The sequence below is a fragment of the Pseudidiomarina aestuarii genome (assembly GCF_003987355.1).
Taxonomy (GTDB): Bacteria; Pseudomonadota; Gammaproteobacteria; order Enterobacterales; family Alteromonadaceae; genus Pseudidiomarina; species Pseudidiomarina aestuarii.
Map to the genome: position 1 here is coordinate 43,470 of NZ_PIPR01000005.1, position 26,848 is coordinate 70,317.

The following is a 26,848-nucleotide window of genomic DNA, read 5'->3' on the forward strand; positions in this document are numbered from 1 at the left end:
TGTGCGTATCCAGAGTTGTCCTTTCTTATGTGCAGGGTATGATAAAGCAATTTATTGTCTCCTGCCAGAAAGGATCGTGTGTGGAAAATCAACGTGAAATAGAGCTGCAAGCATGGTGCGAAGCGGTTACTGGACACAGTCAAGGACGCTTGCAACCGGTTTCCGGGGATGCCAGCTTTCGGCGCTACTTTCGAACGCATGACGGCATGCGCAGTGTGGTTGCTGTCGATGCGCCGCCACCGCAAGAATCATTACAACCCTTTATGGCTATTGCAGAAGCCTATGCCGACGCTGGTGTGCAGGTTCCAGAGGTGATTGCAGCCAATGCCGAACACGGTTTTATGCTATTGACCGATTTGGGCTCGACGTTGCTGCTTAGCGAACTGACAGAAGCCAATGCCCCAAGTTACTACCGCAAAGCACTGGCTGCATTGCCGGCGATCATGCGAGTGACCTCGACGAGTGAGGGAGCGTTACCACCGTATGACGAAGCACTTTTACGGCGCGAACTTGGGCTATTTCACGACTGGCTGTGCGAAAAACACCTCAATTTGATATTCAGTGATGCTGAGCGTGACCTTTGGGATGATTTTTGCACCAAAATGGTGCAAAACGCGTTAGAACAACCTCAAGTTGGTGTCCATCGTGACTTTCATGCGCGAAACATCATGGTACTGCCCGAACAGCAGTTGGCCTATATCGACTTCCAAGACGCCGTCAAAGGCCCTATTACCTATGATGCGGTGAGTCTGTTGCGTGATTGCTACGTGCGCTGGCCGAGCGAATTAGTTGATGAATTAATGCAAGACTTTCGGGGAACTTTACAGACCAAACAGTTACTGCCGATGTCGGTAACTGCGCAACAGTGGCAGCGTTGGTTTGATTGGATGGGTCTGCAGCGTCACACTAAAGCAGCAGGAATTTTTGCCCGTTTGTATCATCGCGATGGGAAAAAGGGCTACTTGCAAGATATCCCGCGCACCGTCAGCTATCTGCATGATGTTGCAGCGCGATACCCAGAATTGACCGAGTATCGGTTGTGGTTACAACAGCGTGTGATGCCAGCTTTGGCGGAGCAGTCTTGATGCGCGCAATGATTCTGGCCGCTGGGCGTGGTCAACGCATGCGACCTTTGACCGATGACTTGCCAAAGCCTCTGTTGCGAGCTGGGCGGCATAGTTTAATTGAATATCACCTGTTGAAACTGGCACAGTTGGGTGTGCGCGAGGTGGTGATAAATCACGCTTGGTTGGGCCATAAGATTGAAAAGTATTTAGGCGATGGTTCGCGCTACGGTATCAAGATCCTTTACTCTCCAGAGCCGGAAGGGGGCCTGGAAACAGCGGGAGGCATTATTCGAGCCTTGCCGTTGTTAGGAGCCGAGCCATTCTGGGTCATAAACGGTGATATCTACACCGATTTGGACTTTCACGCGTTACCGCAACAACTGGCAAGTGATATTGATGCACATCTGTTGTTGGTTGATAATCCCCCACATCATCAGCAAGGCGATTTTGCCATAAAGAACGGTCTGTTGGTGGATAGTCAGACTGACGAGAAGTCATACACGTTCAGTGGAATAGGCTTATATCGGCCACAATTTTTTGCCAAGTATGCAGCTGGAGTGGAACTTTTTCTGCCGTTGCGCCCCTTACTGAATGAAGCGTTGCAACAGCAACGTATCAGCGCCTCAGTTTTTTCACAGCGTTGGGTAGATGTGGGAACACCAGAACGTCTTGCCGAGCTGAATAAGGAGTTAGGATGATTGTCGGAAAGGTTCTGGGAACCTTGTTTGGCGCCATGGTTGGAAAACTATTTGGCGCAATTATTGGTTTTATGATTGGGCATTGGTTTGACACTTCGTTGCGCAGTGCCATGCGCTCGGGACCATCTGCGCAGGGCGCGCAGCACTACACCACCACGTTGTTTGGGGTATTAGGCCATTTGGCGAAGTCGAAAGGCCGTGTGACCGAACAAGACATCGACTATGTATCGACATTGATGACCCGACTACGGTTGCAAGGTGACGCGCAAAAGCGCGCGCAAGCCGCGTTCAGCGAAGGTAAAGCCAGTGACTACCCACTGGAAGACAAGGTCCGAGCACTACGCCGCCAATTCGCTTGGCGCCGTGACTTGTTGCAGTTTTTCATGGAGCAAGTGCTGATCATTGCTATGCATGATGGCACTGTGGAGCCGGCCGAGTACGAAGTGCTACGACGCGTCACCGCCACGCTTGGTTTCAGTCAACAGCAGTTGGACGCGTGGCTTTCCATGGCACAAGCTGGACAGCGCTTTACCGGCAGTGGTCAAGCCGGTCGGTCAGCACCTAGTCCTGAAGACCAATTGCGCAATGCTTACGCGGTTCTCGGCGTGAGTGACACCGCAAGTGCCGCAGAAGTGAAAAAGGCGTACCGAAAATTAATGGCGAAACACCATCCCGACAAATTGGCTGCGCAAGGTCTACCCCCTGAAATGCGCGAATCTGCACAAGCCAAAGCACAGGAAATACAAGCTGCCTACGAGCTCATCAAAAAGGAACTTGAGCGTTAAAGGTTAACCAGTCGTTTCGGATTGGATGATAAAAAGCCAGTGACTCGGCATGGAGAAGTAAGCGGTCACTTGCATGGAAGGCCTCATCGTGCGCGTAGAACTTGTCACCGAGAATAGGGTGGCCAAGCCACTGCATGTGCACGCGAAGTTGATGCGAACGGCCCGTGTATGGCTCCAACTCGATATCGCTGTACGGCTTACCCAGTGTCTGTGTCGACGCCAGAACTCGGTAATTTGTCGTCGCGGGTTTACCGAGTAAAGGGTCGACTATTTGTCGCGGTCGATTGGGCCAATCACAGCGCAGTGCAATGTTCACTGACCCCGATGCTGCAGGTAAATCTCCCCACACTCGAGCTCGATACGCTTTCTTTACCGAGCGTCGTTCAAATTGTCGCTGCAAATGCGCTTGAGCAGATTTAGTTAAGGCAAAGACCAATAGTCCCGACGTTGCCATATCCAGTCGATGCACAATGCGGATTGTCGGCAGCACACGATGGAGTCTGGACCACAAAGAATCATAATGTTCTTTCGCTTTGCCGGGCACGCTCAGCAATCCGCTCGGCTTATTCACGACCAAAATTGCGTCATCCTGATACAGGATCTCTAAGTACGGCGTCTGCGGCGGTGAATAGGCCACTAAAGTCATGCGGGAATATTCACGATCACGCGCGCGGTATCGAGCTGCAGCAGCGGTTGCTGAAGTGCTGCAAGCAACTCGGTTTTGCGCGTTACAATGGCGTCGAGTTCGTCGTCACGAATCATCGGGTTCCGTGTTTGTAGTTGCTGCAAACGAGCCAATTGTTGGCTCAGTACCGTTTCAATCTGCTGTTGGGCCCGTTCAATGAGCGGTCGTTGCAGAGCTTCGGCTGGCGCCACAGCATTGACCATTGCCTGCTGCAAAGCCGGACGCAACTGCTTGATGATCATCCGCGCTTGTTTCTTGTCCATAAACTGCAATTGCTTGTCGAGCGAAGATGCTGGAACTTTCTGGCTTAAATCACGGCCTTGGCTATCGAGTAGCACTCGAATAGCCTGACGTGGATAGAATTCCTGTACTGCCAATTCGCGTGGTGCCACCGCACGGCTACTAAAGGTGAGTTCTAGGAACCAGGTTCCCGCAGGTAAGGCACGATTCTGTAGCATCGCAACACAAGTGCTGCCAAATGCATCTTCGGTGAGTAACTCGAGAGCTTGTTGAACATGTGGATGATCCCAGCTCAACAAAATGACGTCCTCGTGCGCCAGAGCATAGGCTCGTGAGAAGGTGACTGTGATGCCCTCTTCAGGTAAATCGGCAAGTGGAGTCCGTAATTGATCGGTCGGGCGTAACCAACCACTGTCGGCATTGAGTTCATCGTAATCCACACCAAATCGCGCCCAAAATTCTTGCATGAATGCTGCTACCGAGTTTTGCTCGGTAAAGGTTTCGATTCGGTCCACCAGTGCTTGCGCCGGTTGCGGCCGAAAGGCATTGAGCTCTTGTAGCCGATCACGACCTTGTGCGACTTCGGCGCGCAGCGCTTCTGCTTTGTCTTCCGTTGCCAATGCTAGTTGCTCAACAGCCATCGCATCGAGAGGCTGCTGCTCAGCGAGCTCGCGAACGGATTCCACAAAGGTTTCGTAGAGCGCATCACCGACCGCATTCGGTGCCGTGAATGCGGTCATTGCATCGTACCAACGGAACCAAACTTCGCTGGCACCATCAACCACATAAGGCACGTGCACTTGAACAGGATGTTCTTGACCAATGCGGTCCAAGCGACCGATCCGTTGCTCCAACAGATCAGGATGCTCAGGCAAATCAAATAGAATCAAGTGGTGCGCGAATTGGAAATTACGGCCCTCACTGCCAATCTCTGAACAGATCAAGAGCGGACAGCCGTCTTCTGGACTGGCAAAAAATGCGGCAGCACGGTCGCGTTCGAGCACACTGAGTCCCTCATGAAAGACTGCCGCATGGAGTCCGAACCGAATCCGCAACTGCTCTGCGAGATCGAGGGCTCCCGCTGTACTTTTACAAATCAGAATAAACTTATCCGGCCGATGTTGTTTCAGCAATTGTTGCAACCAGTCAATCGCTGACGCTTCATCGTCCAGCTCATGCGGGACTAGATGGCGCTCGGGGAAACCGCCGACATGAGCACGTGCGTTTCGGAACATCACACGACCGGTGCCATGCATATCCAACAGTTCATCGAGCAGCGCCTGCCGAGCAGTTGGGTCTCCTAATACAGCCGTTGACAGCGAGCGTTGCAGGAATTCAGCGAGCGCGTCAGTTTGTGTCGCATTCAGTGGGTTGCTATCGCCTGCAGCATCAGCGAGCGCACCAACGAGTGGGGCTAATTCGTGATAGCGCTGCTGCTCTGCAACAAAGACTTGGTGATCGTAAAAGCGATCTGGATCGAGTAATCGCAACCGCGCAAAATGAGCTTCCGCGCCGGCTTGCTCTGGGGTTGCTGTGAGGAGCAGAATGCCAGCGGTCACTTGGCAAAGTTCGCGCATCAAAGCGAATTGGGGTTGCTCAGGGTGTAATTGATGCGCCTCATCAAATACCAACAAATCCCAGTTTACCGCGACCAGTTGCGGCCCCCAGGTGCGGTGCCGTAATAAGGACTGTGGAATTAATACCAACTGTTCAGAGGCAAACACATCGCCGCCGTCGAGAGCAACTTGTTCACATCGTTCTTCGTCAAAGAGGCTAAAGCGCAATGCAAACCGGCGTTGTAGCTCGATGATCCACTGATGGGTGAGTGAGTCTGGCACAATCACAATAATTCGTTGGGAGCGGCCACTCAGTAAGCGACGCTGCATAATGTAGCCGGCTTCAATGGTTTTCCCGAGGCCCACTTCATCGGCAAGCATCACGCGTGGCTGATAGCGATCAGCCAGTTGGTTCGCAATATACAGTTGGTGTGGCAGTAAATTCACTCGTGCGCCCAGCAAACCTGCCACTTGCGATTGTTGCCAAGCCTGCAAATGTTGTTGTGCTTGTTGTCGTAACCGATACATATCCAAGCGGTCCGTCTTACCGGCTAGCAGGCGCGTCATTGGGTGATTCACAGCAACCTGTGCTGACAACTGTGGCTCAGGCACACGCACGGACTCTTGAGTGTCTTCGCGCACACCAATATAGGTGTTGATGCCATGTTGTTGAGTCACTTCGGTAACGCGAAAATACCATCCGTCAGCATGTTGTCCTTGTTCGTCCGCGAGCAACTGGTAGCGAGCCAGTGGCGCTTCTGCGGCAGCATAGTGGCGAACTTCATCCGTAGCGGGAAATAAGATAGTCAGCATGCGCCCAGACATTTGAGTAATCAGACCCAAGCCTTGTTCAGTCTCGGTTTCGCTTAACCATCGTTGGCCCACGGCATACGGGGTTGCTGTATCGCTCATCAAATTACCTTTTGCTGCTGTCGAATGAATTCAGGGCGCGCATGATACCAAAAAGCCAGCGAGAAAAACGAGGTCAAAAACCGAGGTCTAAAAATTTTGCAAAAAAACTTAAATCTTCACACCTTTTTCATAAAATCTGCGCTAGTCTTAATTGTGTAAGGCACGTGAAAATAATTATAGAAGAACACTGCTGCTTGAGGTTACGCATGACTGAAAAACACTCCAAGTACTATCTGCTCGACACGAATATCCTCCTACACGAACCGCTCGCTTTCCTGAATTTCGAAGAACACAACGTCATCATACCCATGGTTGTCCTGGAAGAACTCGATAACATCAAAGACCGCAATAAAGATGTCAGTCGTGAAGCTCGAGTCGCCATTCGTTCACTTGAAGACGCGTTAAAAGATGCCACTCCAGAGCAAATTCTTGAAGGTGTGCCGTTGAGTAACATGCAGGGTGCCCATCACGCGCAAGGCACGCTGGCTATCTTCCCAGATTACGCATTGAAGCAAACCGAAGCGGTGCTTAATTTATCTGAGAACGACCACCGCATCATTCAGTCGGCATTGGAACTGCAGAAGAAATTTAAAGACAGTAAAGTGGTGTTGGTCACGAAAGACATCAACATGCGGTTGAAGGCGAAGGGGGCTGGGGTCAAGTACGTTGAGGATTACCGTACTGACCAGCTCATTGACGATATTCGCTACTTATCGAAGGGATTTGTCGAAATTGAGGGTGATTTCTGGGCCAAAGTTGGCGATGTAGAGAGTGTGCAGGAAGGCCGTGAGACCTTTCATGAGGTAGACCGAACGATTCTGCCCGGCGCATTTCGCAATCAATATGTGATTGATGAGAGTGAAACCTTTGCTGCCAAAGTCGTCGCTTATGACAACGAAGTCGTACGCTTACATGACCTCGGCTATGACCGCATGATGTCTTATAAAGCATGGGGCATTCAGCCGAAGAATATCTATCAAGCGATGGCAATGAACGCGCTACTGGATCCGACCATTGACTTGGTTATTTTAACTGGACCTGCGGGTAGTGGGAAAACGTTACTGGCACTCGCTGCGGCCCTAGAAATGGTGGTGGAGCAAGGTATTTATGAAAAGATCATTGTCACGCGGAACACGCCGGAGATTGCCGAATCGATTGGTTACCTGCCCGGCACTGAAGAGGAGAAGATGGCGCCTTGGTTAGCGGCCATCACCGATTCCTTAGAAGTACTACACAAGCATGATGAAAGCATGGAATCGAGCATGAATTACATCATGAACAAAGCCAATATCCAGCTGAAGTCACTGAATTTTATGCGTGGACGTAGTATTCAGAATGCCATCGTCATTTTGGATGAGTCGCAAAACCTAACTGCGTCACAGCTGAAGACGATTATTACCCGCTGCGGTACTGGAACCAAAATTATCTGCTCCGGTAACCTCGCGCAAATAGACAGCTACTATTTGACGGCGGTCACCTCGGGGTTGACCTACATTGTGGAGCGTTTTAAAGACTATCCAGGCAGTGCGACTGTGAATCTCAATGGTGTAGTGCGCAGTAATCTGGCTCAGTACGCGGAAGAAAATCTCTAAGGCTGCTTACTCTGAGATTCAGCAGAGGATAAGTAATCTTGCAGGATAAGTTGGGCAGCGGCGCTGTCCACCTTACCTTTACTCAACTGTTTATAGCCACCGCTGGCAAATAACTCCTCGCGCGCAGCAACAGTTGTCAGTCGTTCATCTTGTAGATCAACAGGTAGACCAAAGCGGCCATGCAGTCGATTCGCAAATTTGCGCGCGAGATCAGTCAATGGCTGCTCCGTTCCATCCATGTTTAGCGGTAACCCGACTACTAAGCGCTGAGGTTGCCATTCACGGAAAATCTTCTCGACAGCGGACCACTCGGGCTGACCCTCTTTGGCACGTAACGCTGCTATAGGCTGCGCGCTACCAGTGATGGTTTGCCCTACAGCAACACCAATGCTATGAGTCCCGAAATCAAATCCTATAATGACGCTCATCTATTTTTAAGCATGCCCAACATCGGGTCCTAGTTGCCAAACATCAATGCCGAGTCGCGCAGCGGCTTTTTGCCAGCGCTCACGAACCGGGGTATTAAACAAAATGTCCGGGTCGGCCGGAATGGTTAACCAACTATTCTCCGCCAATTCCTGCTCGAGTTGTCCAGCATCCCAACCCGCATAACCGAGGGTGAGAATAAATTTGTCGGGCGGCGTACCTTGCCCCATCGACTCGAGAATGTCTTTGGAGGTAGTGATCATGAAATCATCACTGAGCCGGAGTGAGCTGCGCCAATGGTCTACGGGTGCATGTAATACGAAACCGCGGTCACGAGCCAAAGGACCTCCCGCGTACACGGGAAGGTCAAGCGTTTTCGATGCGTCCGGCACAACAATTTCAAGTTGCTTGAGGAGACCACCGACGGTGAGGTCGACGGGTTGATTGACGACTAAACCCATCGCGCCATCTTCGTTGTGCTCACAAATATAGGTAACCGAACGTTGAAAAAACGGGTCATCAAGAGTGGGCATCGCAATCAAAAAGTGATTTTGTAGGCTCGACAGTGTTTCCATAGGCTCAATACAACTCTTTAGTCTGTGTTAGCGCAAAGCTTCAATGGCTTCGAACAGCTTCGCGGCAATATTAATATCATAGGCACCTTCAATTTCGCGCATACAGGTTGGGCTGGTCACGTTAATTTCAGTGATGCGATCACCAATCACGTCCAATCCGACGAGTAATAAACCACGCCTTTTCAGTTCCGGGCCCACTGCGCGGGCCAGAGCCCAGTCGCTCTCGCTTAAAGGCTGTGGCCGGCCACTGCCACCCGCGGCTAAATTGCCACGCGTTTCACCAGCCGAGGGAACACGAGCCAAGGAATATGGCATCGCCTCACCGTTGATAATCAGAATGCGCTTATCGCCATCTTTAATTTCTGGCATGTAACGCTGCACCATACAATAGCGATTGCCATGTGCTGTCAACGTTTCGATAATGACACCGAGGTTTTGACCATCGTTGCCAACGCGGAAAATAGAGGCGCCACCCATGCCATCCAATGGCTTGAGGATAATATCTTTATGTTCCTTATGGAACGCACGAATCTGTTCAGCGCGCCGCGTAACAATAGTTGGTGGCGTATGCTCTGAAAACCACGCGGTAAATAACTTCTCATTACAATCACGTAGGCTTTGCGGCTTGTTCACGACCAAAGTTCCGCGTTGCTCAGCAAGCTCGAGCATATAAGTAGCATAGACATATTCAGTGTCGAACGGCGGGTCTTTGCGCATCATGATGACGTCAAAGTCCGCCAACGAACAGTCGATAGTGTCACCAAACTGGTAGAAGTTCTCAGCTTGATCTTTCACCGTCACAGGCTTAGCGCGAGCCATCGGCTCACCGAGAACAATCGACAGGTCCTGCATCTCGAGGTAAAAAACTTCGTAGCCACGCGACTGCGCCTCCAGCAGCAGCCGAAAGCTAGTGTCTTTGTACGTTTTGACACTGGCCATGGGGTCCATAATCATCGCTAACTTCATAATCACCTCGTAATAAAAAGAGCGTTACTTGTTATTCGTTACTCGTAAGTCGAGCGCAGTTTTCGTCTTTTCTAGTAACCAGTAACCAATAGCTAATAGCGCTCTTGGGTTTAGCTTAAATCGCCGAACTGGTATTGCAGTACGCTCAGCGCTGCCAGTGCTGCGGTTTCGGTGCGCAGTACCCGCGGTCCCAGCTTGACCGGGATAAAGTCATGCGCCGCGGTGAGCGCAACTTCTTCTTCAGTAAAGCCACCTTCGGGCCCAATCACCAGCTGTACTTTGCGATCAATCAGTTCCATTTCTCGCAATGGTCGCTGGGCATAGGGATCTAAGGTTAAACGCAATGCTGGCTCCAATTGCGCAAACCAAGCCGCTAGTGTCACTGGGTGATGCACTGTCGGCACTCTGGCGCGACCCGACTGCTCGCAGGCGGCAATAACGATTTTTTGCCACTGTTGTACTTTTTTCTCGAGCCGATCACCACTTAATTTGACGCCACAGCGCTCAGTAAACAACGGAGTGATACTCGTCACCCCCAGTTCTACCGATTTCTGCAACACAAAGTCCATCCGATCCCCTCGAGAGATCGCTTGACCGAGATGCACGGCAATCGGTGATTCGTTCGTAACCATCTGCTGGTCATTAACCTCAACGGTGACCGATTTTTTGCTCACAGTCGTAATGACTGCAGTATATAAATAGCCGTTTCCGGTAAACAATTGCAGGGGATCGCCGACTTGCATACGCAGAACTCGGCCAACATGGTTGGCAGCATCATCAGACAGCGTATACTGAGTCGCAATAGTCAGTGGCTGTTCGGCTGGATGATAAATTCGCGGAATTCGCATGCTCGTTCTTTCAGTCGGTCATTGGTTAACTGCATAGTAACATCACCCGAGTATGCCGTGCTAATAGCCAATCGTTAAAAGCTAGTCACTTATCGTATTTATAAAATCGTCACTTACATGAGGAGATACAGGTCGATGTCGAGACTCTTATTATTGTCGAGCATTGTAGTCAGTGGAATGACACTCAGTGCTACCGTTCAGGCAGAAGATCAACATAGTTTTGCTGAGCTTGATCGCGTAAGTACCCCACATTTAGAGTTAGATTTGACTGTGAACTTTGCTGAAAAGCAACTTGAGGGCACCGCCACTTATAATGTTTCTCGTCACGCCGATGCAGATGAGCTGGTTTTGGATACCAGCGATCTTACCATTCATAAAACTGAGCTGTGGTTGAATGATAAATGGCAAGAGACCCCGTTCACCCTTGCGGAGCCGCATGAAACATTAGGCCAAAAACTCACGATTCAAGTAGGTGACTCCAGCGAAAAAGTCCGTATTCACTATGAAACGGCACCGACAGCGAGTGGCCTGCAATGGTTGACGCCAGAGCAGACAGCAGGGAAAAAACATCCCTTTATGTTTAGCCAATCACAACCCATTCACGCGCGCAGTTGGATTCCAATTCAAGATACGCCAGCACTGCGACTCACTTATGACGCAACCATTCGAACACCGGATCAATTGCGCGCAGTGATGAGCGCTGATAACGCGCTGACGGCAGAACGTAGTGATGCCTATGAGTTATCCATGCCACAACCGATCCCGCCTTACCTCATTGCTATTGCGGTGGGTGATCTCGAAGTAAAATCCATCAGCGACAAAGTGGCTGTCTTTGCTGAGTCTTACATCATTGATGATGCGGCTTGGGAATGGGCGGACACTCCCAAAATGATTGAAGTGACCGAGGCAATGTACGGGCCGTATCGTTGGGATCGTTATGACCTATTGGTGCTGCCACCCAGTTTTCCTTTTGGTGGCATGGAAAACCCGCGTTTGAGCTTCATCACCCCAACAGTAGTCTCGGGTGATCGCAGCCTCATCAACTTAATTGCGCACGAGTTGGCGCACTCTTGGTCTGGCAACTTAGTCACCAATGCCAGCTGGCGCGATTTATGGATCAACGAGGGTTTCACCAGTTACGTTGAAAATCGCATCATGGAGGCTATTTTTGGCAAGCGTCGTGCGCAAATGGAGCTGGCGTTGGGTTATCAAGACTTACTCGGTGACCTAGAAACGCTAGCGCCTGCTGATACTGTCATGAATATTGATCTCGGCACCCGTCATCCAGACGACGTATTTTCACAAATCCCATACGTGAAAGGACAATTGTTCCTCGTGTATTTGGAGGAAAAGTTTGGTCGTGATGTTTTTGATGCATTCCTCCGAGATTATTTTGATGCTTTTGCGTTCCAAAGTATCTCTACCGAACAATTCAAAAACTATCTGCAGCAAAACTTACTCGCGCAAAATCCTGGTGTGGTGAGCATGGAGAAGGTGGACGAGTGGATTCATGGTGAAGGTCTGCCAGAAGATGCGCCACGCCCGACTTCTGATGCCTTTGAGCAGGTTGAAAAGCAAATGATGGTTTGGTTGAAAGGTGGCCAATTGCAAACCACAGAATGGACCACGCACGAATGGCTTCATTTTATCAACAACTTACCGCTCGACATCTCGGCAGTGAACTTGGCGCGCTTAGATCGTGAGTATGCGCTCACCACCAGTGATAATGCAGAAATTGCGCACGCTTGGTTAAAGCTGTCTATCATTAAAAAATATGAACCAGCGCGTGAGCGTTTGCGTAGCTACCTGTTATCCATTGGTCGGAACAAGTTAGTGGCGCCTTTATATCGCGAGTTGGCTCGTACTCCAGATAATCTGAAATGGGCTCGCGAAGTCTATCAAGAGGCACGCTCTGGCTATCACCCACTGACCCAATCGGTCAATGAAGCAATTTTATATCAAGAAGGGGATGAATAATGGCAAAAGCAATTGGATACGCCGCTCGCGCAGCAGACAAACCGTTGAGTTATTTTGAGTTTGAACGTCGTGAGCCGAAGGCTGACGATGTTGAAATTGAAATTGCTTATTGCGGAGTGTGTCACTCTGATCTCCATCAAGCTCGCGATGAGTGGGGCGGTACCGTCTTCCCTTGTCTACCCGGTCATGAAATTGTCGGCACGGTCACGCGCGTTGGTAACGACGTCACCAAATACAAAGTTGGTGACAAAGTGGGTGTAGGTTGCATGGTCGATTCATGTGGTACCTGTATCAGCTGTGAGCAAGGGCACGAACAATATTGTGAGAACGGCTTTGTCGCCACGTACAACGGTGAAGACAAACATCTCGGTGGTGCCACTTATGGCGGTTACTCAAACCGTGTTGTCGTGCGCGAAGATTTCGTGCTGAAAATTGCTGACGATCAAGATCTTGCTGCGGTATCTCCATTGTTATGTGCGGGTATCACCACCTATTCACCACTGCACCATTGGGGCGTCACCAAAGGTCACAAAGTGGGTGTTGTTGGACTCGGTGGACTGGGTCACATGGCAGTGAAAATCGCCAAAGCTATGGGTGCTGAAGTGGTGTTATTTACCACATCGCCTGGCAAAGTTGACGATGCGAAACGTTTGGGTGCAGACCACGTCGTGATTTCGAAAGACGAAGACCAAATGAAAGCCTGGCGCAATCGATTAGACTTCATTTTGAATACTGTGGCCGCGCCACATGATCTCGATGCGTACATGGAATTATTGCGCTTAGACGGCACCATGACTTTGGTTGGTGTGCCCGCTTCGCCACATCCATCACCGAGTGTTGCGAACCTCATTTTCAAACGTCGGTCACTGGCTGGCTCATTGATTGGTGGTATTCGCGAAACGCAGGATATGTTGGACTTCTGTGCCAAGCATAACATTACGTCTGATATCGAAATGATTGATATCGATGAAATTAATGACGCGTATGAGCGGATGCTGAAAAGTGATGTGAAGTATCGATTTGTCATTGATATGAAATCATTGAAACAGCAATAAAGACTTTTAGACGTCTAAAACTAGAAATGTGGGCGTAGTTTGCGTACACTACGCCCACTTTTTATTCTCAAGTTATTCCTTGAATCAATACAGGTACTCTTTGCATGGCACGCCACTTATTCACCTCTGAATCTGTTTCTGAAGGACATCCAGATAAAATCGCGGATCAGATTTCTGATGCTGTCCTTGATGCAATTCTCACACAAGATCCGCGCGCTCGCGTGGCCTGTGAAACCTATGTAAAAACGGGCATGGTTTTGGTCGGTGGCGAAGTATCCACCAATGCTTGGGTCGATATCGAAGAGATCGCGCGGAATACGGTTCGTGAAATCGGTTACGTGCATTCCGATATGGGTTTTGATGGCGCATCTTGTGCGGTTTTGAATGCCATTGGAAAGCAATCACCAGATATCAATCAAGGCGTTGATCGTGCGCATCCAGAAGAACAAGGAGCGGGCGACCAAGGGTTAATGTTTGGTTACGCGTCGAATGAAACGGATGTGTTGATGCCAGCACCAATTACCTATGCGCATCGACTGGTGCAGCGCCAAGCTGAAGTGCGCAAAGATGGCACATTGCCATGGTTACGTCCCGATGCAAAAAGTCAGCTGACTTTCGTCTACGAGGATGGCAAGCCGGTCGGTATTGATACCGTTGTGTTGTCGACGCAACACCAAGAATCGATTAGCCAAAAAGATCTGCGCGAAGCCGTTATCGAGACGATCTTGAAGCCTGTACTACCGGCTGAATGGTTCCCGCAAGATAGTAAGAAGATTCACATCAACCCAACCGGTAAATTCGTGATCGGTGGGCCTATGGGCGACTGTGGTTTAACCGGCCGAAAAATTATCGTCGATACGTATGGCGGTATGGCGCGTCACGGCGGTGGTGCATTCTCAGGTAAAGACCCCTCGAAGGTGGATCGCAGTGCCGCTTATGCTGCGCGTTATGTGGCGAAAAACTTGGTAGCTGCAGGTCTGGCAGAACGCTGTGAAATTCAAGTTTCCTATGCCATTGGTGTTGCAGAGCCGACCTCAATTAGCATCGAAACGTTCGGTACCTCAGCGTATGAAGAAGAGCGTTTGATCGCTTTAGTGCGCAAGCACTTTGATTTACGCCCCTATGGTTTAATCAAAATGCTCGATCTCGAACGCCCCATTTATCAGGCTACAGCAGCTTATGGTCACTTTGGTCGTAACGAGTTTCCATGGGAGCAAACCGACAAAGCTGAGGCGTTGCGAGCTGACATCTAATTTGCTTACAAGCCCCGAATTGTGGAGAATACGCGCACACAATCCGCAAATTCAATTTACCGCAAATTCGGGGTTTGGTTATGACAGCTGTATGCACTGATCGGAAAATTTTAGCCAACGCAATTCGTGCTTTGAGCATGGATGCGGTTCAACAGGCTAATTCAGGCCATCCTGGCGCACCCATGGGGATGGCAGACATTGCCGAAGTGCTCTGGCGTGACTACCTCAAACATAACCCTGCGAACCCCTCTTGGGCAGACCGCGACCGTTTTGTGTTGTCGAACGGCCACGGCTCCATGCTGATTTACTCATTATTGCATTTGACCGGCTATGATTTGCCGATTGACGAGTTGAAGAATTTCCGTCAATTGCATTCGAAAACCCCTGGTCACCCTGAGTACGGTTATGCACCGGGTATTGAAACCACGACCGGTCCGCTCGGACAGGGCGTAACCAATGCTGTGGGCATGGCATTAGCGGAAAAAGTATTAGCGGCGCAGTTTAATCGTGATGGACATGACATCGTGGACCACTTCACCTATACGTTTTTAGGTGATGGCTGTTTGATGGAAGGTATTTCTCACGAGGCCTGCTCATTAGCAGGTACACTCGGTTTAGGTAAACTGATTGCTTTTTACGATGACAATGGCATCTCGATTGACGGTGAAGTAGAAGGTTGGTTCACCGATGACACCGCTAAGCGATTTGAATCCTATGGCTGGCAAGTGATTCCAGCGGTCGACGGTCATAACAGTGCGGAAGTAAAAGCGGCCATCGAGGCGGCGCGCGCTGAAACTGCCAAGCCGACACTGATTATTTGTAAAACTATTATTGGTTTTGGTGCACCCAATAAACAAGGTTCGGAAAGCTGTCATGGCGCGCCATTAGGTGCTGATGAAATTGCCGCAGCTCGCAAGCAACTGAATTGGGAGTATGGACCATTTGAAATTCCTGAAGACATTTATGGTGGTTGGTCAGCCCTAGTGGCTGGCGAGCAAGCCGAAGCAGCATGGAACACACGTTTTGCGGCCTACCAAGAGGCGCACCCAGCTTTAGCAGCGGAGTTTACTCGCCGTATGGCGGGTGATTTACCGGCCAACTTTGAGCAGCAAGCTCAAGCTTTTATTGCCAAACTGCAAGCCGAGCCGGCAGATATCGCCAGTCGTAAAGCCTCACAAAATACATTGAATAGCTACGGTCCGTTATTACCCGAATTACTCGGCGGTTCAGCTGACCTAGCAGGTTCCAACCTCACCATCTGGAGCGGTAGCAAAGGTATTACGGCGGATGATGCGAGCGGGAACTACGTTTATTACGGCGTTCGCGAATTTGGTATGTCGGCGATTATGAATGGCGTGGCATTGCATGGTGGGTTAGTACCTTACGGTGCGACTTTCTTGATGTTTATGGAGTACGCACGCAATGCGGTGCGGATGGCGGCGCTGATGAAGCAACGCAGTATTTTTGTCTACACCCACGACTCTATCGGCTTAGGGGAAGACGGGCCGACGCACCAACCGGTTGAGCAAACTGCGAGTTTGCGCATGACGCCAAATATGAGTACCTGGCGTCCATGTGACCAAGTGGAGTCAGCTGTTGCGTGGAAGGCAGCTTTGCAACGTAAACATGGACCGTCGGCGTTGATTTTCAGTCGCCAAAACCTCGCTCAACAGCCGCGTACCGATGCGCAGTTGAAGGATATCGCCCGTGGTGGTTATATCTTGCTCGATAGCATGGTTGAAGGCAAAGGCACGCCTGATTTGATTTTTATCGCAACGGGGTCAGAAGTCGCGATTACTATGGCTGCCGCGAAGACCTTGCAAGCGCAAGGTCATGCTGTGCGCGTCGTGTCGATGCCATCGACGGATGTGTTTGACGCCCAGCCAGTGGCTTATCGCCAAGCAGTTTTGCCACCGCAGGTGACCAAGCGTGTTGCTGTAGAAGCCGGCATTGCTGATTACTGGTACAAATATGTAGGTTTGCAAGGTCGTGTTGTGGGCATGACAACCTTTGGTGAGTCTGCTCCCGCCGGTGATTTGTTCAAACATTTTGGATTTACTCCAGAGAACATAGTGTCGGTTGCTCGTGAGTTGCTAAACGTATGATGAATCGTCGCGCTCGTATCGCTATTAATGGCTTTGGTCGGATCGGACGCAGCGTCGTTCGAGCGCTTTACGAGCGTGGCTATCGTGACTCAATGGAGATAGTCGCGATCAATGAATTGGCCCCAGTTGGCTCCATGGCGCATTTACTTAAATATGATTCGAGTCACGGCCGGTTTATGCATCCGGTCACCACTCCAAGTGAGCACCGCTTGCAAATTGGCTCTGACTTAATCCGAATTTCCGCAGACAGCGAAATTGTGGATCTGGAGTGGCGTGAACTAGAGTTGGATGCCGTGCTTGATTGTACCGGAGTTCACGGAAGTCATGCCGATGGCGAGCACTATCTTGAACTGGGTATTCCAAAAGTCTTGTTTTCACATCCTGGCGACCCGGACGTCGACTTTACGGCAATTTTTGGCGTGAATACCGACCAATTAAGGCCAGCGCATCGGATTGTGTCGAATGGTTCTTGTACCACCAACTGCATCGTGCCGGTGATCAAAGTATTGGACGAAGCTTTCGGAATTGATAGCGGCGCCATCACGACCATTCACGCAGCCATGCATGATCAACAAGTCATTGATGCTTATCATCAAGACCCACGCCTCGCACGAGCAGCAAGTCGTTCGATTATTCCGGTGGATACACGGCTGGCGCGAGGCATTGAGCGTATCATGCCGAAATTCGCAGGGCGCTTTGAAGCGATTCAGGTGCGTGTGCCGACAACCAATGTTACTGCGATGGACTTGAGTGTCACGGTGAATACCGAAGTTAGTATCGACAAGGTCAACGCAGTGCTTGCTGCTGCAGCCCGCGGACCACTCTCACGGGTGTTGGGGTATGTGGATGAGCCATTGGTGTCGATCGATTTTAATCATGATCCACGCTCGAGTATTGTCGACGCCACCCAAACACGTGTGGCAGATAAACGACTGATTAAAGTTTTATGTTGGTGCGATAACGAGTGGGGCTTTGCGAATCGCATGCTCGATACCGCAGACGCACTGATTCAATCTCAATAATGACCTGACGAGGACTGCCGATGTCAACTGCTGTGATTACAATGGACGATCTTGATTTAGATGGCCTGCGAGTGCTTATTCGCGAGGATTTAAACGTGCCGGTCGAACAGGGTAAAGTCACCTCAGATGCACGACTCAAAGCCGCCATTCCGACGATCCAAAAAGCCTTAGATAAAGGCGCAAAAGTGATGGTTATGTCCCATCTTGGCCGTCCGGAAGAGGGCGTTTATGCCGCGGAATTCTCGCTGCAGCCGGTGGTTGATTACTTGAATGAAGCTTTGGCGGTGCCGGTTCGGCTCGCGACGGACTATTTGAATGGCGTTGATGTGGCGGCGGGCGAAGTGGTGGTGTTTGAAAATGTGCGCTTCAACCCAGGCGAAAAGAAGAATGATGACACGCTAGCGCAGCAGCTAGCAGCTCTTTGTGATGTATTTGTCATGGACGCATTTGGCACTGCGCACCGTGCTCAAGCGTCTACCCATGGTGTTGCGAAGTATGCCGAAGTCGCTTGCGCCGGTCCTTTGCTGGCAGCTGAATTGGATGCACTCGGTAAAGCATTAGCAAACCCAGCTCGGCCGTTGGTTGCCATTGTGGGTGGCTCGAAAGTATCGACTAAATTAACCGTATTGGATTCATTGTCGACGGTCGTTGATCAGTTGATTGTCGGTGGTGGTATTGCTAATACCTTTATCAAAGCGGCTGGTCATGAAGTTGGCAAATCACTGTGTGAAGACGACTTAGTGCCAGAAGCACGGCGTTTAGTTGCAGCCGCTACAGCGAAAGGTGCGTCGATTCCGGTACCTACGGACGTGGTCACCGGCAAAGCCTTCAGCGCTGACACACCGGCAGAAACCAAAGCGGTCGACGCGGTGGCAGCAGACGATATGATTTTTGATATCGGCCCGAATACCGCTGCAGCATTTGCGGAACTCATCGCAAAGGCGGGCACTATTGTCTGGAATGGTCCCGTTGGTGTGTTTGAGTTTGACCAGTTTGGGCAGGGCACTCATGCCCTTGCCGATGCGATTGCCAACAGCAAAGCGTTCAGTATTGCCGGCGGTGGCGACACCCTCGCAGCCATTGATAAGTATGGCATCGCTGATAAAATCAGTTATATTTCCACCGGTGGTGGCGCCTTCCTAGAGTTTCTCGAAGGCAAACAATTACCCGCAGTCGCGATTCTGGAAGAACGCGCGCTCAACGGCTAAAACAGCCGAACATAACGAAGGAGACGATTTCTCATGGCATTGATTTCATTGCGTCAAATGCTCGACCATGCAGCAGAGCATGGTTACGGTGTTCCAGCTTTTAACGTCAACAATTTAGAGCAAATGCGCGCCATTATGGAAGCTGCGGATGCGACCGACAGCCCAGTTATCGTGCAGGCCTCAGCTGGCGCACGAAGCTATGCAGGCGCACCATTCTTGCGTCACTTGATCTTAGCTGCTATCGAAGAATGGCCGCATATCCCGGTGGTCATGCATCAAGATCACGGTACCTCGCCGGCTGTCTGCCAACGGTCAATTCAATTGGGCTTTAGCTCAGTGATGATGGACGGCTCGTTGCGCGAAGATGGTAAAACGCCAGCCGACTATGACTACAACGTTCATGTCACCAAGACCACTGTTGCGATGGCGCACGCTTGTGGTGTTTCAGTAGAAGGTGAATTGGGTTGCCTAGGCTCACTGGAAACCGGTGAAGCAGGCGAAGAAGATGGCGTCGGTGCAGAGGGTAAACTCTCGCATGACCAACTTTTAACGGATCCTGAAGAAGCAGCTGACTTCGTTCGTGCAACGAATGTGGATGCCTTAGCGATCGCTTGTGGCACTTCACATGGCGCTTACAAATTCTCACGCCCACCAACGGGCGACATTCTGGCGATTGATCGAATCAAAGAAATTCACCGTCGCATTCCGAACACCCATTTGGTGATGCACGGGTCATCATCGGTACCACAAGAGTGGTTGAAGGTCATCAATGAATTTGGTGGTGAAATGCCGGAAACTTATGGTGTGCCGGTTGAGCAAATCGTCGAAGGCATCAAGTTTGGCGTGCGTAAAGTCAACATCGATACCGACTTGCGCTTAGCATCAACGGGTGCCATTCGCCGTCATTTGGCTCAGAACACCAGCAACTTCGATCCACGCAAATTCTTGAAAGCTTCGACCGACGCTATGTACGAAATTTGTAGAGCGCGCTACGAAGCCTTTGGTTGTGCGGGACAGGCTAGTAAAATCAAGGCACTTTCGCTGGAAGAAATGTTCAAACGCTATGAAAAGGGCGAATTAAACGCTCAAGTGAAATAGTTGAGGGTTAAAATTGCGTAAAGTGCGCGTTATACTGCGCTTTACGCAACAGACCAAAGGAATAGCGAGGTGACCGTGAAGTTTTCTAAATTTGTAATCACAATAGGATTGTTGTTCGGTGGACTCGCGCTACCTACACATGCATCTATTTTTATGTATGACGATGCGAGTGATCTCAAAGTCGATGAGCAAAAAGATTGGGCAGCCAGTGCTGAACTCGGTTTGTTATTTACCTCAGGGAACACCAAAACCGAAACCTTCAAAACCAAATTAAATGCTTCGCGAGACTATGAAAATTGGCGCCACAAAGCGGTCGTTGATTACTATCGTTCGGAGCAAGAAGACCAGTCGTCTGGAGATTCGATTGTCACGGGCGATAAGTTCTTTATCTCAGCTCAATCGAACTACAAATTCTCTCCAGAGGCGCGCTCGTCGCTATTTGTGTTTGGTTCGTATGAAGAAGATCGCTTCAGTGGTTACGATTACCAAGGAACGGTAGCGGTTGGTTATGGTGCCAGATATCGTTACAGCCCTACCTTGTATGCAGATTACGAGGCGGGTCCAGGTTACTCCATTAACAAGCCTATTGTGAACGGCATCATTCAAGATCAAGAAAGCAGCGCAATTTTGCGTTTGGCCGGTAACGTGGTGTGGGACATTACTAAAACGTCTAAACTGAACGCATTAGTTGCATCTGAAATTGGCGAAGAGAACACGAAATCACGCGCAGAGCTCTCGATTTCAGCGAATATCAATAGTCGCCTCGCGTTGAAATTCTCAGTGGCTGGTACACACAACTCGAATCTTGAAGATCAGTCGTTAGAAAAGCTGGATACTGAGACAGCGGTAACGCTGGTGTATAGCTTCTAATCAAATTTTACTCCGCTATTAAAAAGCTGGCTGATGCCAGCTTTTTTTATATCATTTGTATAAGACATTCTCCGCTAGACACACTTGCTTACGTTTCGTCGCATATCTGAAATATTGGTCATAAAATAGTTGACATCAGACCACCATTATCATTTTATAACCTTGGTTGTTCTCCCTAAATGACCAACGCTTAGCGGGCGCACGCTCAAGTTGTCTAGGCAACTAGCGCTCGTAAAACACATAAATATAAAAATTTGTTATTACAATCCAAGGATCTCCCATGAAAGCAAACAGACTCGCTAAATCTGTTCGCATCGCATTGGCATTCGGCGCTAGTTCAACACTGTTGTTGTCTGGTGCCGCTTTTGCGCAAGCGGAAGACGAACAAGAAGAAGAAGCTGAGAGCGCCGAACGAATTACAGTTGTTGGTTCACGTATTCGTACCGACGGCCTGGATAGCGCTACTCCTATTGAAATCATCAGTGCTGAGCTCGCAACCGAACAAGGTTTGAGCACTCTGGGTGAATTACTTCGTACAACGACCATCGCTGCTGGTTCTGACCAGTTGATTTCTGCCTACTCGGTTGGTTTCGTAACCGCCGGTGGTGCTGGTAACGAATCAATCTCAATGCGTGGTTTGGGTGCGAACCGTACCCTCGTCTTGTTGAACGGCCGTCGAGCTGGACCTGCGGGTACGCGTGGTCAGGTCGCTGCATACGACATGAACTCGCTGCCAGTAGCAGCCATTGAGCGTGTTGAAATCTTAAAAGATGGTGCATCATCACTGTATGGTTCTGACGCGGTTGCCGGTGTAATCAACATCATCACCAAAAAAGGCGACGACGCCAGCGTAAACTTCAGTGGCAGCAAGCCAATGGATAGCGGCGGCGAAACCTATCGCTTGAATGGCACTTACGGTGAGTCATTTGACAACGGTTCATATCGTATCGTGCTCGACCATAACGTGAACACTGGTTTACAGCGCGCAGACCGCGATTACTTCGCGTGTAACGAGCGTTATTTCTTTGACCCTGAAACAGGCGAGCGTGCCGATCCAATCGATCCGCGCACAGGAGAGTTCCACTGTAACGGTACAGGTTACGGAATTTATCGTGGTTTCGGTGGCGGTCGTTTGCTATTCGATGAAACGGGCTACGGTTTCCCTCAGGCAGGCAGCGATTTCTATAATGATCAGTTCGTTGATAACGCTCCCGCTGGTTGGTACTGGGCAGGTTGGAACAAAGAGTCTGATGGTTGGTTGAATGGTCAGCATCCGTTCCAAAGAACTCAGAGTATGATTCCTGAAACTAGCGTTACTTCTGCTTTTATCCAAGGTGATTATGACTTGGGTGATAGCATGTCGCTGTATGGTGAATTCCTACACAGCAGCCGTGAAACCGAGATTAATAGTGCACGTCAATTCTGGACTGCAGACGTCGGCTTTGTGCCGTTGAACCTTGCGGAAGGTTGGTCGGGTTCAGAATTAGTATTACCGGTTGCGATTACCGATCACTTCGGTAGCACCACCACTGTTGATTATACTCGTGGCGTTATCGGTCTCGAGGGTTCAATTGGCTTCTGGAACTGGGATATGTCTTACCAGCGTTCATACAACAAAGGTGAATACGCTCAAAAGATTATTCTGCGCGACTCTATGATCATGGCGCAGCTAAATTTGATCGGTGCCGGTCCGTGTGAAGGCGAGCAATCACCGCTATCAGGTCGTGACTGTGTACCTGTGGATTGGTTCTCTTGGGATCACATGAACGGCAACCCAGGAGCTGACGTCAAAGCCTTCTTGTTTGGTGATGAAGTAGGTAACACCATCTATAAACAAGATACGTTTGACGCATATATCACAGGTGACATTCTTGATTTACCAGCTGGTCCATTAGCGACTGCGGTCGGTATTTACTATCAAACGGATGAGCTCAAGGACACTCCAGGGGTTGAAACTCTGCGTGGTAACTCTTGGGGCTTGAGTGGTGCTGGTATTACCGCTGGTAAATCGAAAACCAAAGCTGTATACGGTGAGCTTTCAGCTCCTGTATTACGTGACTTACCGTTCGTAGAATCATTAGATGTAACCGGTTCTGCACGTTGGACCGATGTTGATGCTTACGGTAGCGACACCACGTTTAAAGTCAGCATGAACTGGTCAATCGGTGGCGGTTTACGCGCTCGTGCTTCACGCGGTACTTCGTTCCGTGCTCCAGCGTTGTTCGAACTCTACCTAGACAACCAAACTGGTTTCTTAGGTCAGAACATCGATCCATGTATCAACTGGGTAGAATCAGAAAACCCATTGATTCGTGAAAACTGTGCGGCTGCAGGTATCCCTGAGTCATATATTGCTGGTATCGGTAGCTCTATGACTTCAATCACCGGTGGTGGTGCTGGTCAGCTGCAAGCTGAAACCTCAGTTTCTGAAGGTTTTGGTTTTATCTGGGAAAGCCCTGAGCAAATGTGGGCAGCGTCAGTGGATTACTACAAAGTAACGATTGACGACCAAGTCTCTAACGTAGGTGGTTCAAACGTACTGAACTTATGCTATGGCTCAGAAAACTTCGATAACGAGCCGTTCTGTGACCAGATCACACGCCGTGACGGCACCAACGGTGACTACGGCATCGATACGGTCCGCGGTGGTTATGTCAACGTTGCACAGCAGTTAGTTCGCGGTGTGGATATCGTGACTACGTTCAATGCGGAAACGCCAATTGGTCAATTACGTTCAACTTTGAATCATACGATCCAGATTGAACGTGTATTCCAACAGTTCCCAGATAGCGATCCAGTATCGTTCATCGGCCGGATCAGCAACCCGAAACATATCGGTACGTTGAATACCAGCTTGATGACGAATGATTGGACTTTCACCTGGAACGCGCGTTATGTCGATAAAACATCGAACTACTACTTGTATACCAACGGTAACGAGTTGCAATACCGCGGTGAAACTGTGAACTTTGTTGCAGATACACCTACGTATGTGGTTCATGCATTATCCGCACAAACTCGCTTGTTTGATGGTTTAGACGTGACCTTCGGTCTGGCTAACATCTTCGACAAGCAGCCACCTAAAGCCGGTCCTTCTGCTGTAGCTGTAGCGGGTAACACTATCTACGCTTCACAGTATGACTACTTAGGTCGCCGTGCATTCGTGAATTTGTCTTATCAGTTCTAAGCCCTTGAACAAAAGACAAAAACTAAAAACCCGCGGCTTGCCGCGGGTTTTTTTATACAAGTTCGTATAACAAATACATTATTTTGTCCCATTAAAGTTGTTTTTTCTTGTTTACCTCGCCTATAGTTTGTCTTTACGTAAAATTAACGGAAAATCCTCATGGAGGAGCTTATGTCTCGCCTTAACGAGTCGCTCAGACTAACCACTATTATTGGTGCATTCGTAGCACTGTTTTCGTCGACTGCAGTAGCGCAGACTGTGAATGACTATCAATCGGCAACACTTCCAACAGGGCTGGAGTTCACCAGTAATGTAACCGGCGGTGTGCGTGATGGTGACTTCGACGGCGATGGAGATGTTGATTTCATAGCAACGGCATCTGGTGGCGGAGCGATTACGTTTTATCGAAATAATGGTGATGGTACTTATAGTGTGAATCCTACACCCAACCCTTTCGCCAATTTCACCAGCTCTGGGGTTAATACGTTTATTGCAAGTTCAGCATTAACGTCAGTTTTTGATTACGATAATGATGGTGATCTCGATATCTGGCATCGTCAATTGAACGGTATCGATACTCTCTTAGAGAATGTCAATGGCGTGTACGAGAGTGTTTCACTGCCCGCTGGACTTGAGTTTACTTACGCATTCGGTTCTGGTGCAGTGCTAATGGCCGATTTTGATGGCGACGGCGACCTAGACTTTACAGGTATCGAGTCGACCTCTGGACCTGCTTGGTTTCTTCGTAATAACGGTAATGGCACGTTTACAACCAATCCAAGTTCTGGAAACCCGTTCTCAAATTTTCTCTCTTCCATTCCGTCGGGCTATACCCCGAATATTAGTGCGACTGCAGCAGACTTTGATGGTGATGGTGATATAGACATATGGCAACGAATCGGCGGAGATGGAAATGATATTTTTTTAAGAAATGACTCTGGAACCTTAGTTGTTGGAACTTTGCCGACCGGTCTTGAGTATATTCCAGCATCCACTGGTGTTTTATATGCCGGTGATTTTGACGGTGATGGTGATTTTGATACAGCAAGTCAAGACGCAGTCGGAGGCGCTGTTAGTTACCGCCAGAATAATGGGAATGGAACGTTCAGTTTGAATCCAGCCAATAATCCATTCTCAGCATTTTCAAGTTCGACACCAGCTAATACAGCTTTCAATCTATCCGGTAGCTTCGCGGATCTAGACGCCGATGGCGATCTAGATATTTGGATTCGACGCGCTGGTAGTGAAGCAGATATTTATCTAGAAAACACCGTAAACCCAGTCAGAGTATTGTCCACAATACCGAGTAATGGTGCCACCGGCGTAGACAACAATTCGTCAATTACATTGTCATTATCGCGCTCTATTAATCCGTGGTCGGGCAATCTATATATCCACAGGTATGACGATAATTCAATTGTTGAGACTATTAACTCGAGTGATGCAGGGCTTACTTTTGGTTCTAACTCTCTAACAATAAACCGTTCCGTCACGCTTGCGGACAACACGAGGTATTACGTTTCATTTGACAGAACATTTGCAACTGATGATGAGAATTATATTCTTGGCAAGCTGGATAACATTAGTAAAATTCGTGTCCCCTTTACCGAGAAGGAGTTTTTAAACTTCACTACTGGGACATCAAACACAGCACCGACGGTCTCCAATCCGATTGCTGACAACTTTTCCGTGGGTGAAGATTCAGGGAACTCGACGTTTACGCTCGCCAACCGATTCACGGACGCTGAGACTGATGCGTCTAGCCTGATTTACAGTGTCGAGGCCAACAACAACACAGCGGTGGTCGGTGCGTCGATCGACAATAGCACGGATGTGTTGACGTTAAGTTATGCTGCGAATGCATCGGGCTCTGCCACGATTACGATTCGCGCCACCGATGCAGGTGGTCTATTCGTTGAAGATACCTTTACGGTTACCGTCCTCGCTCTGAATGATGCGCCAACAGATATTGCTCTGAGCAATGCTTCGGTAAACCAGTCTGGCGGTGCCAATGCAGTGGTAGGCACTTTGAGTAGCACTGACATCGATGATGCAAACCACACCTATACGTTAGTCAGTGGCACCGGAGATACCAATAACAGCTCGTTTAATATTAATGGGACCACTTTGCGAGCTAACGACGCTGGTGCTCTTGCTAATGGCAGCTACAGTGTTCGAGTTCGCGCTACTGATGCTGGTAGCTTGAGTTTTGAAAAAGCATTTAGTGTGACGGTTGTAGACGACATTCCTACGAACTTCGAGAATGGTACTCCGACCATCAGCGAAATCACTCAGACCAGTTTCCGAGTAACTGGGGATTTTGATGCATTTGCGAACTTTTATATTGGGGTGACATTAGACGGAGCAGGCAGTGTCACTGCGAATGACATTTTTCAGGAAGCGGCATTCTCTGGTGGCCCAGAGCGCCTGTTGTTTGCAGACATCCCTACTGCCAGCTCTGAGCCTTTCATAACCTCACGTGTTGTTACCGGTCTTGAGCGCGGAACAGACTACGATGTTTATCTATATGTAAATGATGGCCAGAGTAATACGAGCGGCGTCACAAAACTTGATGTGACAACATCAAATGTTGATTCGGATGGCAATCTGACCGCCGGTCCAAGCTACAACACGTCGCTGGCTTCAACTGTTGATACGGTTGGTGAAGCGGTCGACATTTTCAGCTTTAACTTAAGCGATGGTGGCACGGCGGATGGCCTTGC

The 26,848-nt window shown here is 49.5% G+C and carries 20 protein-coding genes; 14 read left to right on the forward strand and 6 right to left on the reverse strand.

The window, feature by feature from the left end:
• The first annotated feature begins 80 nt into the window (after positions 1-80).
• From CWE22_RS11625 to djlA, 3 genes are read left to right on the forward strand one after another with little or no spacing between them, the layout of a single operon-like run.
• The gene (locus CWE22_RS11625; RefSeq protein ID WP_169931665.1) at positions 81-1,085 is read left to right on the forward strand and encodes an aminoglycoside phosphotransferase family protein; all 1,005 of its coding nucleotides are present in this window, start codon (positions 81-83) and stop codon (positions 1,083-1,085) included.
• Positions 1,085-1,765, forward strand: coding sequence for an N-acetylmuramate alpha-1-phosphate uridylyltransferase MurU (gene murU, locus CWE22_RS11630; protein WP_169931666.1), 681 nt, complete (start codon positions 1,085-1,087; stop codon positions 1,763-1,765). Before CWE22_RS11625 ends, murU begins: the two co-directional genes overlap by 1 nt.
• Entirely contained in the window at positions 1,762-2,550 is a 789-nt protein-coding gene (djlA, locus tag CWE22_RS11635; RefSeq protein WP_169931667.1) for a co-chaperone DjlA, read from the forward strand. Before murU ends, djlA begins: the two co-directional genes overlap by 4 nt.
• On the opposite strand, the gene CWE22_RS11640 is transcribed toward djlA, so the two are convergent.
• Both CWE22_RS11640 and CWE22_RS11645 read right to left on the reverse strand, forming a co-directional pair.
• Positions 2,528-3,196 (reverse strand): RluA family pseudouridine synthase, encoded by a 669-nt coding sequence (locus tag CWE22_RS11640; RefSeq protein ID WP_169931668.1) that lies wholly within the window; start codon positions 3,194-3,196, stop codon positions 2,528-2,530. The two genes, djlA and CWE22_RS11640, sit on opposite strands and share 23 nt — an antisense overlap.
• Entirely contained in the window at positions 3,193-5,943 is a 2,751-nt protein-coding gene (locus CWE22_RS11645) for a helicase-related protein (protein ID WP_169931669.1), read from the reverse strand. Before CWE22_RS11645 ends, CWE22_RS11640 begins: the two co-directional genes overlap by 4 nt.
• A gap of 206 nt (positions 5,944-6,149) precedes the next feature.
• Here CWE22_RS11645 and CWE22_RS11650 point away from each other — a divergent pair, with 206 nt between their 5' ends.
• Complete coding sequence (locus CWE22_RS11650) at positions 6,150-7,535, forward strand: PhoH family protein (protein ID WP_169931670.1); 1,386 nt, start codon at positions 6,150-6,152, stop codon at positions 7,533-7,535.
• Here CWE22_RS11650 and ruvX read toward each other — a convergent pair.
• The 4 genes from ruvX to rsmE all read right to left on the reverse strand — a co-directional run bounded on the left by ruvX (position 7,532) and on the right by rsmE (position 10,350).
• A complete protein-coding gene (gene ruvX, locus CWE22_RS11655) occupies positions 7,532-7,963 on the reverse strand; it encodes a Holliday junction resolvase RuvX (protein ID WP_169931671.1) in 432 nt (143 codons plus the stop codon). The genes CWE22_RS11650 and ruvX overlap by 4 nt on opposite strands.
• 6 nt (positions 7,964-7,969) lie before the next feature.
• The gene (locus tag CWE22_RS11660; protein ID WP_169931684.1) at positions 7,970-8,527 is read right to left on the reverse strand and encodes a YqgE/AlgH family protein; all 558 of its coding nucleotides are present in this window, start codon (positions 8,525-8,527) and stop codon (positions 7,970-7,972) included.
• A 36-nt stretch (positions 8,528-8,563) separates the two neighbouring features.
• The gene (gene gshB, locus CWE22_RS11665) at positions 8,564-9,505 is read right to left on the reverse strand and encodes a glutathione synthase (protein WP_211618718.1); all 942 of its coding nucleotides are present in this window, start codon (positions 9,503-9,505) and stop codon (positions 8,564-8,566) included.
• A 107-nt stretch (positions 9,506-9,612) separates the two neighbouring features.
• Positions 9,613-10,350 carry a 16S rRNA (uracil(1498)-N(3))-methyltransferase gene (gene rsmE, locus CWE22_RS11670; protein ID WP_169931673.1) on the reverse strand — a complete coding sequence of 246 codons (738 nt, stop codon included), beginning with the start codon at positions 10,348-10,350 and terminating at the stop codon, positions 9,613-9,615.
• Between the two features lie 135 nt (positions 10,351-10,485).
• On the opposite strand from rsmE, the gene CWE22_RS11675 reads away from it, so the two are divergent.
• The 10 genes from CWE22_RS11675 to CWE22_RS11720 all read left to right on the forward strand — a co-directional run.
• Positions 10,486-12,327, forward strand: a complete 1,842-nt coding sequence (locus CWE22_RS11675; protein ID WP_211618716.1) for a M1 family metallopeptidase — start codon at positions 10,486-10,488, stop codon at positions 12,325-12,327.
• Positions 12,327-13,382, forward strand: a complete 1,056-nt coding sequence (locus tag CWE22_RS11680; protein ID WP_244596071.1) for an NAD(P)-dependent alcohol dehydrogenase — start codon at positions 12,327-12,329, stop codon at positions 13,380-13,382. Before CWE22_RS11675 ends, CWE22_RS11680 begins: the two co-directional genes overlap by 1 nt.
• Before the next feature lie 104 nt (positions 13,383-13,486).
• Entirely contained in the window at positions 13,487-14,635 is a 1,149-nt protein-coding gene (gene metK / locus CWE22_RS11685; RefSeq protein WP_169931675.1) for a methionine adenosyltransferase, read from the forward strand.
• An 80-nt stretch (positions 14,636-14,715) separates the two neighbouring features.
• Positions 14,716-16,740 (forward strand): transketolase, encoded by a 2,025-nt coding sequence (gene tkt / locus CWE22_RS11690; protein ID WP_169931676.1) that lies wholly within the window; start codon positions 14,716-14,718, stop codon positions 16,738-16,740.
• Positions 16,740-17,762 (forward strand): erythrose-4-phosphate dehydrogenase, encoded by a 1,023-nt coding sequence (gene epd / locus CWE22_RS11695; RefSeq protein ID WP_169931686.1) that lies wholly within the window; start codon positions 16,740-16,742, stop codon positions 17,760-17,762. Before tkt ends, epd begins: the two co-directional genes overlap by 1 nt.
• A 20-nt stretch (positions 17,763-17,782) precedes the next feature.
• Entirely contained in the window at positions 17,783-18,970 is a 1,188-nt protein-coding gene (locus CWE22_RS11700) for a phosphoglycerate kinase (protein WP_169931677.1), read from the forward strand.
• A 33-nt stretch (positions 18,971-19,003) separates the two neighbouring features.
• Complete coding sequence (gene fba / locus CWE22_RS11705) at positions 19,004-20,068, forward strand: class II fructose-bisphosphate aldolase (RefSeq protein WP_169931678.1); 1,065 nt, start codon at positions 19,004-19,006, stop codon at positions 20,066-20,068.
• Positions 20,069-20,143: 75 nt separating this feature from the next.
• Positions 20,144-20,938 carry a DUF481 domain-containing protein gene (locus tag CWE22_RS11710; protein ID WP_244596072.1) on the forward strand — a complete coding sequence of 265 codons (795 nt, stop codon included), beginning with the start codon at positions 20,144-20,146 and terminating at the stop codon, positions 20,936-20,938.
• 280 nt (positions 20,939-21,218) lie between these two features.
• The gene (locus CWE22_RS11715) at positions 21,219-24,125 is read left to right on the forward strand and encodes a TonB-dependent receptor plug domain-containing protein (RefSeq protein ID WP_169931679.1); all 2,907 of its coding nucleotides are present in this window, start codon (positions 21,219-21,221) and stop codon (positions 24,123-24,125) included.
• Positions 24,126-24,296: 171 nt separating this feature from the next.
• Positions 24,297-26,848, forward strand: a 2,552-nt coding sequence (locus tag CWE22_RS11720; RefSeq protein WP_169931680.1) for a beta strand repeat-containing protein, incomplete at its 3' end; no start/stop codon positions are given.

Excerpts from the sequence above, each read along its gene's own strand:
- murU (WP_169931666.1), top strand. The coding sequence starts at position 1,085 with ATGCGCGCAATGATTCTGGCCGCTGGGCGTGGTCAACGCATGCGACCT.
- djlA (WP_169931667.1), top strand. The coding sequence starts at position 1,762 with ATGATTGTCGGAAAGGTTCTGGGAACCTTGTTTGGCGCCATGGTTGGA.
- CWE22_RS11640 (WP_169931668.1), bottom strand. The coding sequence starts at position 3,196 with ATGACTTTAGTGGCCTATTCACCGCCGCAGACGCCGTACTTAGAGATC.
- CWE22_RS11645 (WP_169931669.1), bottom strand. The coding sequence starts at position 5,943 with ATGAGCGATACAGCAACCCCGTATGCCGTGGGCCAACGATGGTTAAGC.
- CWE22_RS11650 (WP_169931670.1), top strand. The coding sequence starts at position 6,150 with ATGACTGAAAAACACTCCAAGTACTATCTGCTCGACACGAATATCCTC.
- ruvX (WP_169931671.1), bottom strand. The coding sequence starts at position 7,963 with ATGAGCGTCATTATAGGATTTGATTTCGGGACTCATAGCATTGGTGTT.
- rsmE (WP_169931673.1), bottom strand. The coding sequence starts at position 10,350 with ATGCGAATTCCGCGAATTTATCATCCAGCCGAACAGCCACTGACTATT.
- CWE22_RS11675 (WP_211618716.1), top strand. The coding sequence starts at position 10,486 with ATGTCGAGACTCTTATTATTGTCGAGCATTGTAGTCAGTGGAATGACA.
- CWE22_RS11680 (WP_244596071.1), top strand. The coding sequence starts at position 12,327 with ATGGCAAAAGCAATTGGATACGCCGCTCGCGCAGCAGACAAACCGTTG.
- metK (WP_169931675.1), top strand. The coding sequence starts at position 13,487 with ATGGCACGCCACTTATTCACCTCTGAATCTGTTTCTGAAGGACATCCA.
- tkt (WP_169931676.1), top strand. The coding sequence starts at position 14,716 with ATGACAGCTGTATGCACTGATCGGAAAATTTTAGCCAACGCAATTCGT.
- epd (WP_169931686.1), top strand. The coding sequence starts at position 16,740 with ATGAATCGTCGCGCTCGTATCGCTATTAATGGCTTTGGTCGGATCGGA.
- CWE22_RS11700 (WP_169931677.1), top strand. The coding sequence starts at position 17,783 with ATGTCAACTGCTGTGATTACAATGGACGATCTTGATTTAGATGGCCTG.
- fba (WP_169931678.1), top strand. The coding sequence starts at position 19,004 with ATGGCATTGATTTCATTGCGTCAAATGCTCGACCATGCAGCAGAGCAT.
- CWE22_RS11715 (WP_169931679.1), top strand. The coding sequence starts at position 21,219 with ATGAAAGCAAACAGACTCGCTAAATCTGTTCGCATCGCATTGGCATTC.